The sequence below is a fragment of the Pikeienuella piscinae genome, from assembly GCF_011044155.1.
GTDB classification, from domain to species: domain Bacteria; phylum Pseudomonadota; class Alphaproteobacteria; order Rhodobacterales; family Rhodobacteraceae; genus Pikeienuella; species Pikeienuella piscinae.
Genome location: NZ_CP049056.1, coordinates 2,938,670 through 2,953,819 on the forward strand (window position 1 = coordinate 2,938,670; position 15,150 = coordinate 2,953,819).

Sequence of the window (15,150 nt, forward strand, 5' to 3'; positions counted from 1 at the left end):
GCCTATTTGCAGAGCGCGCGCGCTTCGTCCAGCGCAGCGGTGAAACCGCTGAGCGAAAACCGGTCGATCGTCGTGGTGCCGCGGGTTGAAACACCGGTGACCTCGGCGGTCACGCCGCGTTTCATCGCCGCGACCAGTTTCGCGTCGCTCTCGGGGCTGTCGGCCCAGGCGCCCTCGCCCTCGGTGAACATCTCGAAGGCGTCGGAACCGATCTTCAGCTTCACCGAACTGCCGCTGCGGTACGGGTATCCGGCGATCATCGAAACCTCGTTCAGAACCTGCGCGCCGGGGCGAATCGCGACCATCAGAAAGATGTCGCCCCGGTTGACTGAAACCGGCTTGCCGCCCCTAAGCGCCCGTGAGGATACGGGCTGCGAGACGATCCAGCATTGCCGGTCGGCGGCCGCACCCTGTTTGAATATGCTCCAGTCACGTTTGGCGCCGATGCTCTCGTTGGTCGCCTGCGCGTAGCTCGCGCCGGGCGTCAGAACCACCAACCCAAGTAGAACGGCTGCGAAAATCCCCATCACCGCGCAAGTCGCCCGTGCGCGGATCGTCCCCGAAACTGTCTCCATAGTCGCTCTCCGCCTGAATGCTGACCGAGGCCTGCATGCCTCTTTTTTCTGTCCGGTCGGTGCGGATACTATGACGAAACGCGCGCTCGGCGCCACCCTTGCCGCGCGCTCCCGCGAAACGCCCGGTTGCAGGGCTTCGCGGCTGCGCGCAGGCTGGGCGCAGAGCCGCGCCGCCGGGGCGATCACGCGCGGTGGACTGGTAATTTCATCCCGCCCGGGCCATCCCGGATGCGTGGCGCATATCGCCGGAGGAGAGATCGACTATGCCAGAGGCTGAAACGCGAAATCCCGTCCTCGTCGCCCGCCAGCGCGCTGGGTTCGTCGAGCGCGTCCACCACGGACGGGTCGCGATCGTCGACGGACGAAGCCCAGAGGGCGCGCTCGCCGCCGCGCTCGGCGATGTCGGATCGGCGTTCCTGCCCCGCTCCTCGTGCAAGATCCTCCAGGCGTTGCCGATGGTGGAGAGCGGCGCCGCCGACGCGGCGAAGCTCTCGCCGCGTCATCTCGCGCTTTCGTGCGCTTCGCATCAGGGGTCGGACGCGCACGCCACGTTCGCCGGCGAATGGCTGCGTGAGATGGGGTTCAGCGAGACTGACCTGATGTGCGGCGCGCAGGAATCCGGCGACGCGGCGACTCGCGAGCGGATGATCCGCGCCGGCGAGGCCCCGTCGCAGCTTCATAACAACTGCTCGGGCAAGCATTCCGGGTTCCTCTGCCAGGCGAAGCATCTGCGTGCGTCCGCCGAAAACTATGTCTCACCCGACCATCCGGTGCAGAAGGCCGTCGCCGCGGCGACGGCGGAACTGGCGGGCGAGGAGATCGCCGGCCATGCGATCGACGGCTGCTCGGCGCCGAATTTCGCGCTTTCGCTCACAGGTCTCGCGCGTGCGGCGGCGCGGATCGCGGCGGCGGAGACGGCGCTTGCGGGCGTGCGGCTGGACGCGGCCATCCGGCTCCGCTCGGCGATGGCGGCGCATCCTTTCGAGGTGGCTGGCGAGGGGCGCTGCTGCACCGGATTGATGCGCGCCGGCGAGGGGCGTTTCGCGGTAAAGACCGGCGCCGAAGGGGCTTTCATCGCGATTCTGCCGGAGATGGGGCTCGGCGTCGCTTTGAAGATCGACGACGGGAACACCCCGGCGGCCGAGTGCGCCATGACTGGGATCCTTGTCGCGCTCGGCGCGCTCGACGCGGGTGATGAGCGCATCGCCTGCTGGCTGACGCCGCGGGAGGTCAATCGCCGCGGCCTCGTCTGCGGCGGCGGCGCCCTGAGCCAGGCGATCACCGGGCTGAGGTTGAGTTAGGCGGGGTCAGCCCGGCAGCGTCGCGATCTCAAGGAGGGCGCAGCGGCGCTCCTTGGTGACGACCGTCAACGCAGCCGCGATCGCCTCGTCGACTTCATCGGCGGTGGTCACGCGGCGCGCCCAAGCGCGGCTTGCTTCGGCAGTCCTGACGAAATCGGGCGAGGGTTTCAGCGCCGTCAGCGGCATCCGGTTCGCCCGCGTCGCATGTCCGTCAGGGTAGAGCGACGTCACCGAGGCGCGGACGGCGCCCCATTCCTCGTTATTCAAGATCACCACCAGCACCGGCAACGCGAGCGCCTCGGCGATCTGGTGGCAGACTGTCGGGTTCGCGAACATGTAGGAGCCGTCACCCATCGTCGCGACGCAGATCCGGTCCGGCTCCGCCAACTGCGCGCCGAGCGCGGCGGGGAAGCTCCAGCCGAGCCCGCCGGAATGCGGCTCCTGAAACCACGACCGGTGATCTTGGCGCGAGAGGACGCCGAGCGTGGTGCCAAGTTCCGAGAAGACCGAGGATTTTCGTCCCTCCAGCGCCAGGCCCAGCCTCAGGCTCAACCAGTCCTTGGTGACGCCCTGGTCGTTTCGCGCCGCCGCGCGGCGGCGCGCGGCGGTGCGCGTCTCATCTGCAGCCGCGGCGATGCGGACGGCGCGCGCGGCGATCAGGTCGGCGTCCCTCGGCAGATCCCGCATCGCGTCAACCAGCGCCGGGATGGTTAGCGCGGTCTCCCCGGCGATGGAGAGGTCGGAGCGGAAATTCCGCACCGGAAAGCGGCTGAACAAAGGGTCCGGTCCGATGTTGATGACTCGCGCCGCCGGGTTGAGCGGATGCGCGTCCGGCATCCAGGGCGCGAGACAGTCGAGGACGAGGACGACATCGGCCGTCTCCAGCCAGGCTTTCGGATCGGGGCCGACATGGCTGGGATGCTCGGTCGAGATCGCCAGATGGGTCGCCCACCATGAGCAGACGGGAAGGCCCCATTCCTCGGCCCAGGCGGCGAATGCGTCAAAACTCACCGCGTCGCCGGCGCCGCGTTGGGCGATGATCAACGGACGCTCGGCTTCGGCAATCCAGCGCGCGGCGGTCGCGATATCGGCCGCGTTTGGCGCGCCGACGGTCGGGCGCATGCTGGGCGGGGCGTTGAGCGTGGTCGCGTCGATCGCCTCGCAGAGCGTCTCTCGCGGCAGCGACAGATAGACCGGCCCCTTTGGCGTTGATTGCGCGATGGCGCTGGCGCGGTCCAGAAGCTCCGCGATCTGCTCGGGGAACCGCAGCTCGTAATCCCATTTGCTGGCCTCGCGCACCAAGGCGGTCTGGTCGCGCATCTCCTGCCCCCAGCCGATGGGAACGGTGCGGGCGCCGAAACGGCCCTTTTCGGTCGCTGGGGTGCGGCCCGACATGATGATCATCGGGATATGCTCGCAGGCGGCGTTGATCGCGCCCGCCGCGCCGTTCGCGAGACCGACATTGGTGTGGAGGATCACCGCCTGCGGCCGACCCGAGATCAGATAGTAGCCATGCGCCATGCCGAGCGCGGCGTGCTCGTGCGGGATCACCAGCGAGCGCGGCAGATCGCGCCCTGCGGCGGCGGCCTCGGCCAGCCCTTCTATAATCGGCGGAAAATCCGTGCCGGAATTGGCGAATACGTAGTCGACGCCGAGCGCCTTCAGCCGCGTGAAGATCGCGCCGCCCGCCGTCGCTTCGGCGCGATGAGGCGCGGTCGTTTGATCGTCGGTCATCTGATTTTGATCCTCCCCGGCTCCGGCTGCGCCGCGCGACGGCGATGCTATCGGTCGATCCCGCACCGGTGCAAGGCGCGCGCGTCGGAGCCGCCGCGCCGATGGACGCGAACTCGCCTTTGTCCCAGGCTCGGCGATATAATGTGTGTGACGACGCGCGTATGGCGTCCGCCTTCCGGGGCCGCTCTCGTTGCGTTCCACCTCTGAAGTCAGCCGGCGAAGGCGTGATGAAATACGGGTTCTATGCGCTTTTGGCGATGATCGGCCTGATTTCGCCGGGTGTCGCCGACGCCACGGATTCGCCGGAACTTGTCCGACTTGACGGCGGCAGTTTCCACATGGGCTCCGAGGCGCATTACCGCGAGGAAGGGCTGATCCGCGAAGTCACGGTCGGCCCGTTCGAAATCGGCCGGACCGAGGTGACGAACGACCAGTTCGCCGCTTTCGTCGCGGCGACCGGCTATGTGACCACCGCGGAGCGTGCGCTTGATCCGGAGGAGCATCCGAATTGGCCGGAGGAGCTTCTGAAGCCGGGCTCGATGGTGTTTTCGCCGCCGGATCACGCCGTCGACCTCTCCAACGTCATGGCCTGGTGGAAATATGTCGCTGGGGCGGACTGGCGCCATCCCGCGGGCCCGGGAAGCGATATCGAAGGCAAGGGCGCATATCCGGTGGTGCAAGTCTCGCCCGAGGACGCAGCCGCCTACGCAGCCTGGGCGGGTGGGAGACTGCCGACAGAAGCGGAGTGGGAATTCGCCGCGCGCGGCGGTCTCGACGGCGCCGAGTATGTCTGGGGAGAGTCATATAACCCGGTGGAGGGCTGGAAGGCGAACACCTGGCAGGGCGCCTTTCCGGCGGACGACAAGGCCGATGACGGCCATCACGGGACCGCGCCGGTCGGCTCATACCCGGCGAACGGCTACGGACTTTTCGATATGGCCGGCAATGTCTGGGAGCATGTCTCGGACTGGTGGGTTCCCGGTCATCCCGAGCGCGCCGAAACCGACCCGGACGGCCCGCCGGAATCGCTCGCCGCTCGGTTCTCGCACCCCGAGATCGGTCCGCTGCATGTCGTCAAGGGCGGCTCATGGCTTTGCGCGACATCGTATTGTCTGCGCTACCGTCCGGCGGCGCGGCAATCGCAGGAAGGCGGCCTCGGATCCAATCATATCGGTTTCCGGATCGCGCGGGACGTGAAATAGCCGCACGGCGTTCGCGGAACGGCGCTCCTCTCCCTGCGGATCGCGGCGAATCCGGGCGCGGCTATTGACCTTCCAGTAACTGGAATCGCGATCTTGCATCTCCGGCGTCTGAACGGAGAGCCCAGAATGCGCGCAGCAGTGAATGACCGCGACCCGGTCTGCGGAATGATCGTAGACTCGGAGGCGGGAAAACCCGGCTTCAGTCACGCCGGCCAGGATTACCGTTTCTGCTCCACGCATTGCCGCGACAGGTTCGCGGCGAATCCGACCGCCTTCGCCGAGGCGAGAGACCCGGTTTGCGGCATGACGGTGAACCGTGCGACCGCCGCGCGCACGGCGAAACATGGCGGCGAGCGGTTCTATTTCTGCTCGGCGCGCTGTCAGGAGCGGTTCGAGGCTGCGCCGGAGGATTTCCTTGGCGACCGGCTCGCGCCGGCCCCGGCGCCGGCGGGCGCGCAATACACCTGCCCGATGCATCAGGAAATCGTGGAGGATCAACCCGACGACTGCCCGATCTGCGGTATGGCGCTGGAGCCGATGACGCCTTGCGCCGATAGCGGGCCCAACCCGGAACTGGTCGATTTCCACCGCCGCCTCCGGCTCGGCGCGCCGCTCGCGCTGCTGGTTTTCGCTTTGGAGATGGGCGGCCATGCCGGCCTTCCCTTCGCGGAATGGCTCGGCCCGGCGGTCACTCAGTGGGCGCAGTTCATCTTCGCCGCGCCGGTGGTTCTCTGGGTCGGGTTTCCGTTTTTCAAGCGCGGCTGGGCGTCCATCGTCACGGGTAATCCGAACATGTGGACGCTGATCTCGCTCGGCGTCGGCGCGGCGTTCCTCTTCAGTCTGGCGGCCGTGCTGGCTCCCGGGTTGTTTCCCGAGGCGATTCGCGATCAGCACGGGCGCGCGCCGATCTATTTCGAGGCGGCGGCGGTGATCGTCATTCTCGTCCTCGTCGGACAGGTGATGGAGCTGAATGCGCGCGAGAAGACTGGCGACGCGATCCGCGCCCTCCTTGATCTTGCGCCGAAAACTGCGCGACGGGTGACGGATGCCGGCGACGAGGACGTGGCGCTCGACGAGGTGAAGGTCGGTGAACGGCTCCGCGTTCGACCGGGCGAGGCGGTGCCGGTGGACGGCGTGGTGATCGAAGGGCGGTCCTCGGTCGATGAGAGCATGATCACCGGCGAGCCGATCGAGGTCGAGAAGGCCGCCGGCGAGACGGTCACCGGCGGCACGATCAACCGGGCAGGAAGTTTCGTGATGGAGGCGCGGAATGTCGGCGCCGACACGGTCTTGTCACGCATCGTCGGCATGGTCGCCGTCGCGCAGCGGAGTCGCGCGCCGATTCAGGCCGTCGCCGACCGGGTCGCGGGGTATTTCGTGCCGACGGTGGTCGGCGCGGCGCTTCTCGCGTTCGCCGCGTGGCTGATCTTCGGTCCGGCGCCCGCCTTCACCTACGCGATGGTCGCTGCGGTCAGCGTGCTGATCATCGCCTGCCCCTGCGCGCTCGGGCTGGCGACGCCGATGTCGATCATGGTCGCGACCGGGCGCGGCGCGCAATCCGGCGTGCTCATTCGCGACGCCGAGGCGCTGGAGCGGTTCGCGGATGTCGATACGCTGATCGTCGACAAGACCGGCACGCTGACCGAAGGCCGGCCCGTCTTGACCGATGTCGTCGCGCTGGAAAGCTTCGACGAGGGCGAGGTGCTGTCGCTCGCCGCGGCGCTGGAGCAGGGCTCCGAGCATCCGCTGGCGGCGGCGATCGTCGTCGGCGCGGTGAAGCGCGGCATAAAGCCCGAACAATCGAACGAATTCGAGGCGGTCACCGGCAAGGGTGTCAGGGGCGCTGTCGGCGGCCGCGCCGTTGCGCTCGGCAACGCCGCGATGATGGATGAGGCGGGGGTTTCCTCCACCGAACTCGGCGACCGGGTCGAGGCGCTTCAGGGCGAGGGCAAGACCGCGATGTTCGTCGCCGTCGACGGCGCGCCCGCCGGACTTGTCGCCGTCGCGGACAGGATCAAGGAGACCACGGCGGAGGCGCTGCGCCTGCTTCATGACGAGGGCCTTCGGATCGTGATGGCGACCGGCGACAGCCGGCGCACGGCGGAGGCGGTCGCGCGTCAGCTCGGTCTTGACGAAGTCCATGCGGAGGTGAGCCCCGAGGAGAAGCACGATCTGGTCGTGAAGCTGAAGGTGGAGGGGCGCAAGGTCGCAATGGCCGGCGACGGGGTGAACGACGCGCCGGCGCTCGCCGCCGCCGATGTGGGCATCGCCATGGGAACCGGGGCCGATGTCGCGATGGAGAGCGCCGGCGTCACGCTGGTGAAGGGTGATCTGCGCGGGATCGCGCGGGCGCGGCTTCTCTCGCACGCGACCATGCGCAATATCCGCCAGAACCTGTTTTTCGCCTTCGCCTACAACACCATCGGCGTGCCGGTCGCGGCGGGCGTTCTCTTTCCGTTTTTCGGCGTTCTTCTCTCGCCGATCGTGGCGGCGGCGGCGATGAGCCTCTCGTCGGTTTCCGTAATCGGCAACGCCCTGCGGCTGAGAGTGAAGAAGCTGGAGTGAACGCGGTGTCTGTCGGATGTGTGGGCGTTCACTCCACCCTGACGACGCGGCCGTGATAGAGCGGCTCCGTCGGCTGGCCGGTGGGCGAGCCGCCTTCGGGCTCCAGGCTGATCGCGAAAAGCTGGTCCGGCGCCGCGTCGATGCCTTTGATCGCGACCGCATCCTGCGGCAGCAGGCCGAGGGAGACCGGGCGCGTCGCGCCCGCCGGGACGGTCCATATCTCGTATGATTTTCCACTCGGCGGCGCCGTGACCGGAATCACCGTGGCGATTCCGGTTCCGGTGTCGAACTGGATGATCAGCCCGGCCTGCCCGCCATCATCGGCGGTGACGACGGCGACATAGCGCGCAGCCTCCCCGGCGCTTTGCGGCGCGAGGCCGGGGACGACGACATAGAGGAGGAGCGCGGCGGCGACGGCGAGCGCAACGCCGGTCGCGGCGCGCCAGCGTCTGACCTGGCCTCGAAGCTTGGCGAGATCGATGATCTCGGCGCCTGGCGGAACCTCTGCCGGCGCGCCGGTCCCGGAACTCTCGTCGTCGATCGCCGCCTCGATGCGCGCGAACAGCCCGGCGGGCGGATCGGCCTCGACGCCGTCAAGAAGCGGCGCGAGTCGATACTCCCAGGCCTCGCGCAGGCGCGCGTCGTCCGGGCTTTCGGTTTTCGCCGACTCCAGCCCCAGCGCCCTTTCCGCCGCCTGATAGTCTCTCTCGTCCATCCGCTTGTCGTCTTTCCCTTTGCGCGCTAGTCGTCGAGGCAGGTCTTCAACGCCGCGAGACCCCGCCTGAGCCAGGTCTTCACCGTATTCACCGGCGCTTCGAAACGCGCCGCAAGTTCTTCCCGCGTCAGACCCTCGACATAGGCGAGGACCAGCATGCGCCGGGGCGTCTCCTCAAGTCGGGCGAGGCATTCCGAAAGCGCCATCGCCTCCGCCCCGCCATCCTGGCGCGCCGCCGGGTCGACCAGCGTCGCCAGCGCGTCCTCACCGTCGCCGCCGCCGCCCCAGCCGGGGGCGCGCCCGCGTCTGCGAACAATGTCGATCGCGCGGTTGCGCGCGATCACCGCAATCCAGGCGCCGGCGCGCCCACGTGCGGGGTCGAACTCGCCCGCCTTGCGCCAGATGTCCACATAAGCGTCCTGCATCGCATCTTCCGCCAGCGATCTGTCATGACATATGCGGATGCAGAGACCGAAAAGTTTCGCGGCGGACTGCTCGTAAAGGGTGCGAAACGCGGCGCGATCGCCGTTTGCTGCGGCGGCGATCAGGCTATCGAGATTGTCTTCATGCTCTATCACGCAAGGGTTTTTCGCGCATTCGGCCGAAAAACGATAGCGTTAATTCTTCTCGCGGCCCCCGCCGCGGCCGCTCCCGAGGATGGCGGCGTTCGCAATGTGATTTTTCGTGCATCGCGGAAACCTCTTATGTCCGAGAGTCGAGCCGCGTGGGAGATGCGCAATACGGGCCGTCCACTCCGACCCGGCCGCGGCGCTTGATCGGGCGGCGCTGCGGGCGCCGGAACGGGGCGACCCCGATCGCCATGGTTGATCACAGGGGACGATCGCCGGCGATGGAGCGCGCATCTCGTCGGGCGGGCCAGCGTCCGGCGTCGATTCCCGCGGGCGGCTCTCTCCGCTTCGCGGGCGTGCAGACCGCGCCGGAGCGATTGTGGGCGCCAATGGCGCGGATACGGTCTGCATGGGGGGCGGAGGGCGACAGGGCGTCGTCTTCCGCCCTTATGTTATGCGCGCCGCGCATTCCCCATGCGGTATCGGATCATTCCGCCGCGAGGCGGGCCTTCGACATTGCGCCATCGACATCTCGCGCCGCGCCCTCGGAGGCGGAGGTGGCGAAGGCGGCGAAGACTTTGAGCGCCTGCGTCACCTTGCGATCGCGAATCTCGGTCGGCGTCCACGCGGCGGGGCCCTTCGCCTCCATCGCCGCGCGGCGATTGGCGAGTACGCCCGGCTCGACATCAAGGTGCAATCGTCTCTCCGCTATGGAGATGACGATCTGGTCGCCCTCCTCGATCAGGCCGATGGCGCCGCCGAGCGCCGCCTCGGGCGAGATATGGCCGATGGAGAGGCCCGACGAACCCCCGGAGAACCGCCCGTCGGTGATCAGCGCGCAGCTTTTGCCGAGGCCGACCGCCTTCAGATAGGAGGTCGGGTAGAGCATCTCCTGCATTCCTGGCCCGCCGCGCGGCCCCTCATAGCGGATCACAACCACGTCGCCGGGTTTCACCTTGTTGCCGAGGATTCCCTTCACGGCGCTGTCCTGGCTCTCGAAGATCCGTGCTTTCCCGGTGAATTCGAGGCATTCCTCAGGCACGCCCGCGGTCTTCACGATGCAGCCGTCCTCGGCGATGTTGCCGTAGAGCACCGCGAGCCCGCCATCTTTGGAATAGGCGTGCTCGCCGGAGCGGATGCAGCCGTCCTTCTGGTCGCGGTCGAGATCCTGCCAGAGGTTGGACTGGCTGAACGCCTCCACGGTGCGCACGCCGCCGGGCGCGGCGCGGTAGAACTCCGTCACCTCCGCCGAGGGGTTGCGCATGATGTCCCATTTCTCCAGCGCTTCGCTATAGGTTCGCGAATGAACGGTCGGACGCTGATTGTGAATCAGGCCGAGCCGGTCCAACTCCCCCATCAGGCGCATGATGCCGCCGGCGCGGTGCACGTCCTCCATGTGAAAGAGCGAGGTCGAGGGCGCGAGCTTGGAGAGATGCGGCACACGGCGCGAAAGCCGGTCGATATCGTCCATCGTGAACGGCACCTCGCCCTCCCGCGCCATGGCGAGGAGGTGAAGAATGGTGTTGGTCGAGCCGCCCATCGCGATGTCGAGGGTCATCGCGTTCTCGAAGCTTTCGAAATTCGCGATGCCGCGCGGCGTCGCCGTCTCGTCGCCCTCTTCGTAATAGCGCTTCGTCAGCTCGACGATGGTGCGCGCAGCGTTGAGAAACAGTTCCCTGCGATAGCTGTGGGTCGCGAGCATCGAGCCGTTGCCCGGAAGCGCGAGGCCCAGCGCCTCGGCGAGGCAGTTCATCGAATTGGCGGTGAACATGCCGGAGCAGGAGCCGCAGGTCGGGCAGGCGGAGACTTCGGTTCGCTGACTGTCACTCTCGGCGATGTCCGGGTTGACTGCGTTCATCATCGCGTCAACCAGGTCGACCTTGCGCTCGGTCCCGTCGAGCGTGATCTTGCCGGCCTCCATCGGCCCGCCGGAGACGAAGATCGCCGGGATGTTCAGCCGCATCGCAGCCATAAGCATGCCCGGGGTGATCTTGTCGCAGTTGGAAATGCAGATCACGGCGTCGGCGCAGTGCGCGTTGCACATGTATTCGACGGAATCGGCGATGATCTCTCGGCTCGGGAGCGAATAGAGCATCCCGTCGTGGCCCATCGCGATGCCGTCATCGACTGCGATGGTGTTGAACTCCTTCGCGACGGCGCCGGCGGCCTCAATCTCGCGCGCGACCAGCTGACCCATGTCTTTGAGATGAACATGGCCAGGCACGAACTGGGTGAAGGAGTTGGCGATGGCGATGATCGGCTTGCCGAAATCGCCTTCGCCCATGCCGGTGGCGCGCCAGAGCGCGCGGGCGCCCGCCATGTTGCGGCCATGGGTGGTGGTGCGGGAGCGATATGCGGGCATCGCGGGTCCTCCGGATGAAGGTCTTGGCTGAGGGCGCGAAGCATAGGCGGAGCGCGCCGGATTGCAATGATCGCCATTCCGCGTCTCCGGCTCGGCGCGGCCGCGCGCCGGCCCCCACGTCGCGCCGCCAACTGGCCCACCTGCTTCGCCAGCGTCGAGCGGCTGCTGTTGGGAGGCGAGCTGAGCGCCCGGGCGCCGCATGACGGCGCAGACACGATTCTCGCGTTCGCGACGCAATCCGAACCTCTCGTGAATTGGCGCAGGAGCGTCCGGCCCTTGATTGAGTGAGGGGCGGACGAGATCGCCGAAGCACTGGCGAGGTGCGCCGCAGATCGGAAGTTTTGTGCGATTATCCTGCCGATATTTCGATACCTCATCGAATTTCCTTCGATAAAATGGCGTCATATGGATGAATGCGCGAGAATCTGTCTTTCTGACGACGGGGACGACCGGATCGCTTGACTTGGAAGGGTGAAATCGACGGAATCGCGCGAACTTTTGCCGGGGAGGTCCGACATATGCTGAAGCAACCCTATCTCCTGTTTCTTGGCGATGCGCCCGACGCGCTGGCCGCCAAGGTTGCGCAGGGGGTCAAGGACTGGCGCCCCGAAGCTTCCGTAGGCCAGTTACGCCTGCCGGGCTGCAAGGCCGACATGAAACTCCAGGAGATGAGCGTCGCCGACGCCGTGGCCGCCGGGGCGAAGACTCTGGTGATTGGCGTCGCCAATCGCGGCGGGCTGATCTCCGACGCCTGGGTCGCGGTGCTGGTGGAGGCGATGGAGGCGGGGATGGACGTCGCCGCCGGACTGCACACGCTTCTGAAGGATCAGCCGGCGCTGGTCGAGGCGGCGAAGCGCACCGGCCAGACACTGTATGACGTGCGCCTGCCGGTGGTGAAATATCCGATCGGCGAGGGACGCGCCCGGCCCGGAAAGCGCATACTCGCCGTCGGCACTGACTGCTCCTGCGGCAAGATGTACACCGCGCTGGCGATGGAGAAGGAGATGCTGGCGCGCGGCATGAAGGCGACATTCCGCGCCACCGGCCAGACCGGCATCCTGATCACTGGCGGTGGCGTTCCGCTCGACGCGGTGGTGGCCGATTTCATGGCCGGCGCCGTAGAGACGCTGACCCCGCCGAACGACGAGGATCATTACGACCTGATCGAGGGGCAGGGCAGCCTTTTTCATCCGTCCTATTCTGGCGTGACCATGGCGCTGATTCATGGCGGCGCGCCGGATTATCTCGTTCTCTGCCACGAGCCGACACGGACGCATATGCGAGGCTTGCCGCATTACGTCTCGCCGGGTCTCGCGGCGCTTCGGCCGATAGCGGAGACCCTGGCGCGGGTGGTGAACCCGGATTGCGTCTCGATCGGTTGCTCGGTCAACACCGCGGCGCTCTCGGACGCAGAGGCGAAAGACTGCATTGAGCGGATCGAGGGCGAACTGGGCCTTCCGGCGGTCGATCCCTTCCGTAATGGCGCCGGAAAGCTGGTGGACGCGCTCCCATGAGGGGCATCGTACGGCGCGAGCTATTCCCGATCGCCGGCGTGTTCACCATCTCGCGCGGCAGCCGCACGGTGGCGGAGGTCGTTTCGGTCGAACTGATCGACGGGCCGCATCGGGGCATGGGCGAATGCGTGCCCTATCCGCGCTATGGCGAAACGCAGGAAGGCGTGATCGAAGAAATCGAGAACTGGCTCGCCTCTGGCGGCGGGTCCCGCATGGCGCTTCAGTCCGAGATGAAGCCCGGAGCGGCGCGGAACGCGCTCGACTGCGCGTTCTGGGATCTCGAGGCTAAGCGCGCGGGCAAACGCGTGTGGGAGTTGGCCGGGCTTGCGACGCCCGGACCGGAGATCACGGCCTACACTCTCTCGCTCGCTTCGCCGGAGGAGATGGAGGCGAAGGCGCGCGAGAACGCGCACCGTCCACTCCTGAAGATCAAGCTCGGCGGCGGCGAGGAGGATATCGTGCGGCTTCGCGCGGTGCGCGAGGGCGCGCCGGGAGCGAAGATGATCGTCGACGCCAACGAAGGCTGGACGCTGGATCTTTACACGGAGATCGCGCCGACGCTGCTCGAACTGGGCGTCGCCATGGTCGAGCAGCCGTTGCCGGCCGGTGATGACGCCCCGCTCCTTGGCGCGCGGCGCCCGCTGCCGGTCTGCGCGGACGAGGCGGCGCACGATCGCGAGTCGCTGAAGGGGCTGACCGGCAAGTACGACATGATCAACATCAAGCTCGACAAGACCGGCGGGCTGACCGAGGCGCTGGCGCTTCGGGAGGCGGCGCGCGCGGCCGGGCTGAAGGTGATGGTCGGTTGCATGATCGGATCCTCGCTGGCGATGGCGCCGGCGGTGCTGGCGGCGCAGGGCGCCGAGTTTACCGATCTCGACGGGCCTCTGCTCCTCGCGCGGGATCGGCGGCCGGGACTTTTGTTTGATGAGCGCGGCGCGCATCCGCCCGCGACGGAGCTATGGGGGTGAGCATGAGCCGCACGGTTTACGTAAATGGCGAGTTTGTTCCGGAAGAGGAGGCGAAGATCTCGGTCTTCGACCGCGCTTTTCTGATGGCCGACGGGGTCTACGAGGTCACGTCGGTGCTCGACGGCAAGCTGATCGACTTTCCGGGCCACATGGCGCGGCTGCATCGTTCGCTCAACGAACTGAAGATGAAGCCGGCCCGCACGGATGACGAATTGCTGGCGATCCATCGCGAATTGATCGCGCGGAACGATCTCGAGAGCGGCATGATCTATCTGCAGATCACTCGCGGCGCGGCGGATCGCGACTTCATCTGGCCGACGGACGCCGAACCCGGGATCGTGCTTTTCACTCAGGCGAAAGAGCAGGTGAACGCCGCCACGGCAAAGACCGGGTTGAAGGTGATCACGGTCGAGGATCAGCGCTGGGCGCGGCGCGACATCAAGACGGTGCAGCTTCTGTTCCCGAGCTTCGCCAAGATGGAGGCGAAGGCGGCGGGCAAGGACGACGCATGGCTGGTCACCGATGGAGAGGTGAACGAGGGGACGTCGAACAACGCCTATATCGTCAAGAATGACGTGATCATCACCCGCAATCTCTCCAACGATATCCTCCACGGCATCACCCGCGCCGCGGTTCTGCGGTTCGCGCGCGAGGCGCAAATGAAGGTGGAGGAGCGCGCGTTTACCGTCGAGGAGGCGAAAGCTGCGGACGAGGCCTTCTGCACTTCGGCCTCCGCGTTCGTCACGGCGATCGTGGAGATCGACGGCGCAACCATCAGCGCCGGCGAGCCGGGGCCGATCGCGGCGCGGCTGCGGGAAGTCTATATCGACGAGAGCCGGAAGACCGCGATCTGAGGGGGCGCGGGCCGGGCGCGCTCAGATCAGCAGCGAATAGGCGCCTTCATGGCGCAGAAGCGCCACCTTGGTCTCGACGCCGCCCGGCGCCGAGAACCCGCCGAGCTTGCCGGTTCCGGTCACCCGGTGGCAGGGAATGATGACCGGAATCGGGTTGGCGCCGCAGCATTGCCCGATGGCCTGCGCCGGCGCGCCGACCTGCGCGGCGATCTTGCCATAGGTGAGGGTCTCGCCGAAGGGAATCCTGCGCATCGCCGCCATCACCGCCTGCTGCAGCGGCCCGCCGGCGGGCGCGAGGGGGAGATCGAACGCACGAAGCCGCCCGTCCGCATAAGCGCCGAGCTGCGCCGCGGCCTCGATCAGGAGCGGATCCTTCGCGGTCTCGACGGGGCCGCCCCAGCGGAGCCCGGTGATCGCGCCGTCCGCCGCTTCGATGGTGAAGCGGCCGAGGGCGGTTTCTGTGGAGTGGTGGGGCATGGCCGGATCATGCGCCCGCGGCGGCGGCGGCTCAATCCTCTTTCGGCGCCGGGGGTGGGGTGCGGCGCGGGAAGGGGAATGGGCGCTCGGAGATGCGGGTTCTCGGCGCGAATGTTGAACCGTCAGGCTCAATCTCCATGCTGACGGAGACTGGGATTGGAGGGGGCCATCGCAGAAATATGCTGGGGTGCTGAGAGTGCTGGAGGTCAGGTCAGTAGACAAAACGATGATTGGCCAATGTCCGCTTTCCCATGTGTGTTCAATACGGCGGATCTTGGTGCGGTCACAAACCCTCGGCTAAACCAGCCAGG

At 67.2% G+C, this 15,150-nt stretch carries 13 protein-coding genes; 7 read left to right on the forward strand and 6 right to left on the reverse strand.

Annotated elements, in window-relative coordinates; translation table 11 throughout:
* Window positions 1–2: 2 nt before the first annotated feature.
* Window positions 3–575 (reverse strand): invasion associated locus B family protein, encoded by a 573-nt coding sequence (locus G5B40_RS13940; RefSeq protein WP_165099752.1) that lies wholly within the window; start codon window positions 573–575, stop codon window positions 3–5.
* A gap of 263 nt (window positions 576–838) precedes the next feature.
* On the opposite strand from G5B40_RS13940, the gene G5B40_RS13945 reads away from it, so the two are divergent.
* Window positions 839–1,876 carry an asparaginase gene (locus tag G5B40_RS13945; protein WP_165099754.1) on the forward strand — a complete coding sequence of 346 codons (1,038 nt, stop codon included), beginning with the start codon at window positions 839–841 and terminating at the stop codon, window positions 1,874–1,876.
* A gap of 6 nt (window positions 1,877–1,882) precedes the next feature.
* Here the strand turns inward: G5B40_RS13945 and G5B40_RS13950 are convergent, their stop codons facing one another.
* Window positions 1,883–3,610 carry a thiamine pyrophosphate-requiring protein gene (locus G5B40_RS13950; protein ID WP_165099757.1) on the reverse strand — a complete coding sequence of 576 codons (1,728 nt, stop codon included), beginning with the start codon at window positions 3,608–3,610 and terminating at the stop codon, window positions 1,883–1,885.
* A 227-nt stretch (window positions 3,611–3,837) separates the two neighbouring features.
* Between G5B40_RS13950 and G5B40_RS13955 the strand changes: the two genes are divergently transcribed.
* Window positions 3,838–4,812, forward strand: a complete 975-nt coding sequence (locus G5B40_RS13955) for a formylglycine-generating enzyme family protein (protein ID WP_165099759.1) — start codon at window positions 3,838–3,840, stop codon at window positions 4,810–4,812.
* 126 nt (window positions 4,813–4,938) lie between these two features.
* The gene (locus G5B40_RS13960; protein ID WP_165099761.1) at window positions 4,939–7,377 is read left to right on the forward strand and encodes a heavy metal translocating P-type ATPase; all 2,439 of its coding nucleotides are present in this window, start codon (window positions 4,939–4,941) and stop codon (window positions 7,375–7,377) included.
* Window positions 7,378–7,405: 28 nt separating this feature from the next.
* On the opposite strand, the gene G5B40_RS13965 is transcribed toward G5B40_RS13960, so the two are convergent.
* From G5B40_RS13965 to ilvD, 3 genes are all read right to left on the reverse strand, one after another.
* Window positions 7,406–8,092: an anti-sigma factor gene (locus G5B40_RS13965; protein ID WP_165099764.1), complete on the reverse strand. Its 687-nt coding sequence runs from the start codon at window positions 8,090–8,092 to the stop codon at window positions 7,406–7,408.
* Window positions 8,093–8,118: 26 nt separating this feature from the next.
* Window positions 8,119–8,670, reverse strand: a complete 552-nt coding sequence (locus G5B40_RS13970) for a sigma-70 family RNA polymerase sigma factor (RefSeq protein ID WP_211907331.1) — start codon at window positions 8,668–8,670, stop codon at window positions 8,119–8,121.
* 478 nt (window positions 8,671–9,148) lie between these two features.
* Complete coding sequence (gene ilvD / locus G5B40_RS13975; RefSeq protein ID WP_165099766.1) at window positions 9,149–11,023, reverse strand: dihydroxy-acid dehydratase; 1,875 nt, start codon at window positions 11,021–11,023, stop codon at window positions 9,149–9,151.
* A gap of 66 nt (window positions 11,024–11,089) precedes the next feature.
* Between ilvD and G5B40_RS13980 the strand changes: the two genes are divergently transcribed.
* The 4 genes from G5B40_RS13980 to G5B40_RS13995 all read left to right on the forward strand — a co-directional run bounded on the left by G5B40_RS13980 (window position 11,090) and on the right by G5B40_RS13995 (window position 14,362).
* Window positions 11,090–11,311 carry a hypothetical protein gene (locus tag G5B40_RS13980; protein ID WP_165099768.1) on the forward strand — a complete coding sequence of 74 codons (222 nt, stop codon included), beginning with the start codon at window positions 11,090–11,092 and terminating at the stop codon, window positions 11,309–11,311.
* Window positions 11,312–11,541: 230 nt separating this feature from the next.
* Window positions 11,542–12,537, forward strand: a complete 996-nt coding sequence (dgcN, locus tag G5B40_RS13985) for an N-acetyltransferase DgcN (RefSeq protein ID WP_165099770.1) — start codon at window positions 11,542–11,544, stop codon at window positions 12,535–12,537.
* Window positions 12,534–13,508, forward strand: a complete 975-nt coding sequence (dgcA, locus tag G5B40_RS13990) for an N-acetyl-D-Glu racemase DgcA (RefSeq protein WP_165099772.1) — start codon at window positions 12,534–12,536, stop codon at window positions 13,506–13,508. Before dgcN ends, dgcA begins: the two co-directional genes overlap by 4 nt.
* A gap of 2 nt (window positions 13,509–13,510) precedes the next feature.
* Window positions 13,511–14,362 (forward strand): D-amino-acid transaminase, encoded by an 852-nt coding sequence (locus G5B40_RS13995; RefSeq protein WP_165099774.1) that lies wholly within the window; start codon window positions 13,511–13,513, stop codon window positions 14,360–14,362.
* A 21-nt stretch (window positions 14,363–14,383) separates the two neighbouring features.
* Here G5B40_RS13995 and G5B40_RS14000 read toward each other — a convergent pair whose 3' ends face one another.
* Window positions 14,384–14,839: a methylated-DNA--[protein]-cysteine S-methyltransferase gene (locus tag G5B40_RS14000; RefSeq protein WP_165099776.1), complete on the reverse strand. Its 456-nt coding sequence runs from the start codon at window positions 14,837–14,839 to the stop codon at window positions 14,384–14,386.
* Window positions 14,840–15,150 lie beyond the last annotated feature (311 nt).

Bases quoted from the DNA above. Each gene is read 5' to 3' on its own strand.
- G5B40_RS14000 (WP_165099776.1), bottom strand. From the start codon at position 14,839: ATGCCCCACCACTCCACAGAAACCGCCCTCGGCCGCTTCACCATCGAA.
- G5B40_RS13965 (WP_165099764.1), bottom strand. From the start codon at position 8,092: ATGGACGAGAGAGACTATCAGGCGGCGGAAAGGGCGCTGGGGCTGGAG.
- ilvD (WP_165099766.1), bottom strand. From the start codon at position 11,023: ATGCCCGCATATCGCTCCCGCACCACCACCCATGGCCGCAACATGGCG.
- G5B40_RS13950 (WP_165099757.1), bottom strand. From the start codon at position 3,610: ATGACCGACGATCAAACGACCGCGCCTCATCGCGCCGAAGCGACGGCG.
- G5B40_RS13945 (WP_165099754.1), top strand. From the start codon at position 839: ATGCCAGAGGCTGAAACGCGAAATCCCGTCCTCGTCGCCCGCCAGCGC.
- G5B40_RS13955 (WP_165099759.1), top strand. From the start codon at position 3,838: ATGAAATACGGGTTCTATGCGCTTTTGGCGATGATCGGCCTGATTTCG.
- G5B40_RS13940 (WP_165099752.1), bottom strand. From the start codon at position 575: ATGGAGACAGTTTCGGGGACGATCCGCGCACGGGCGACTTGCGCGGTG.
- G5B40_RS13995 (WP_165099774.1), top strand. From the start codon at position 13,511: ATGAGCCGCACGGTTTACGTAAATGGCGAGTTTGTTCCGGAAGAGGAG.
- G5B40_RS13960 (WP_165099761.1), top strand. From the start codon at position 4,939: ATGCGCGCAGCAGTGAATGACCGCGACCCGGTCTGCGGAATGATCGTA.
- G5B40_RS13980 (WP_165099768.1), top strand. From the start codon at position 11,090: ATGATCGCCATTCCGCGTCTCCGGCTCGGCGCGGCCGCGCGCCGGCCC.
- dgcA (WP_165099772.1), top strand. From the start codon at position 12,534: ATGAGGGGCATCGTACGGCGCGAGCTATTCCCGATCGCCGGCGTGTTC.
- dgcN (WP_165099770.1), top strand. From the start codon at position 11,542: ATGCTGAAGCAACCCTATCTCCTGTTTCTTGGCGATGCGCCCGACGCG.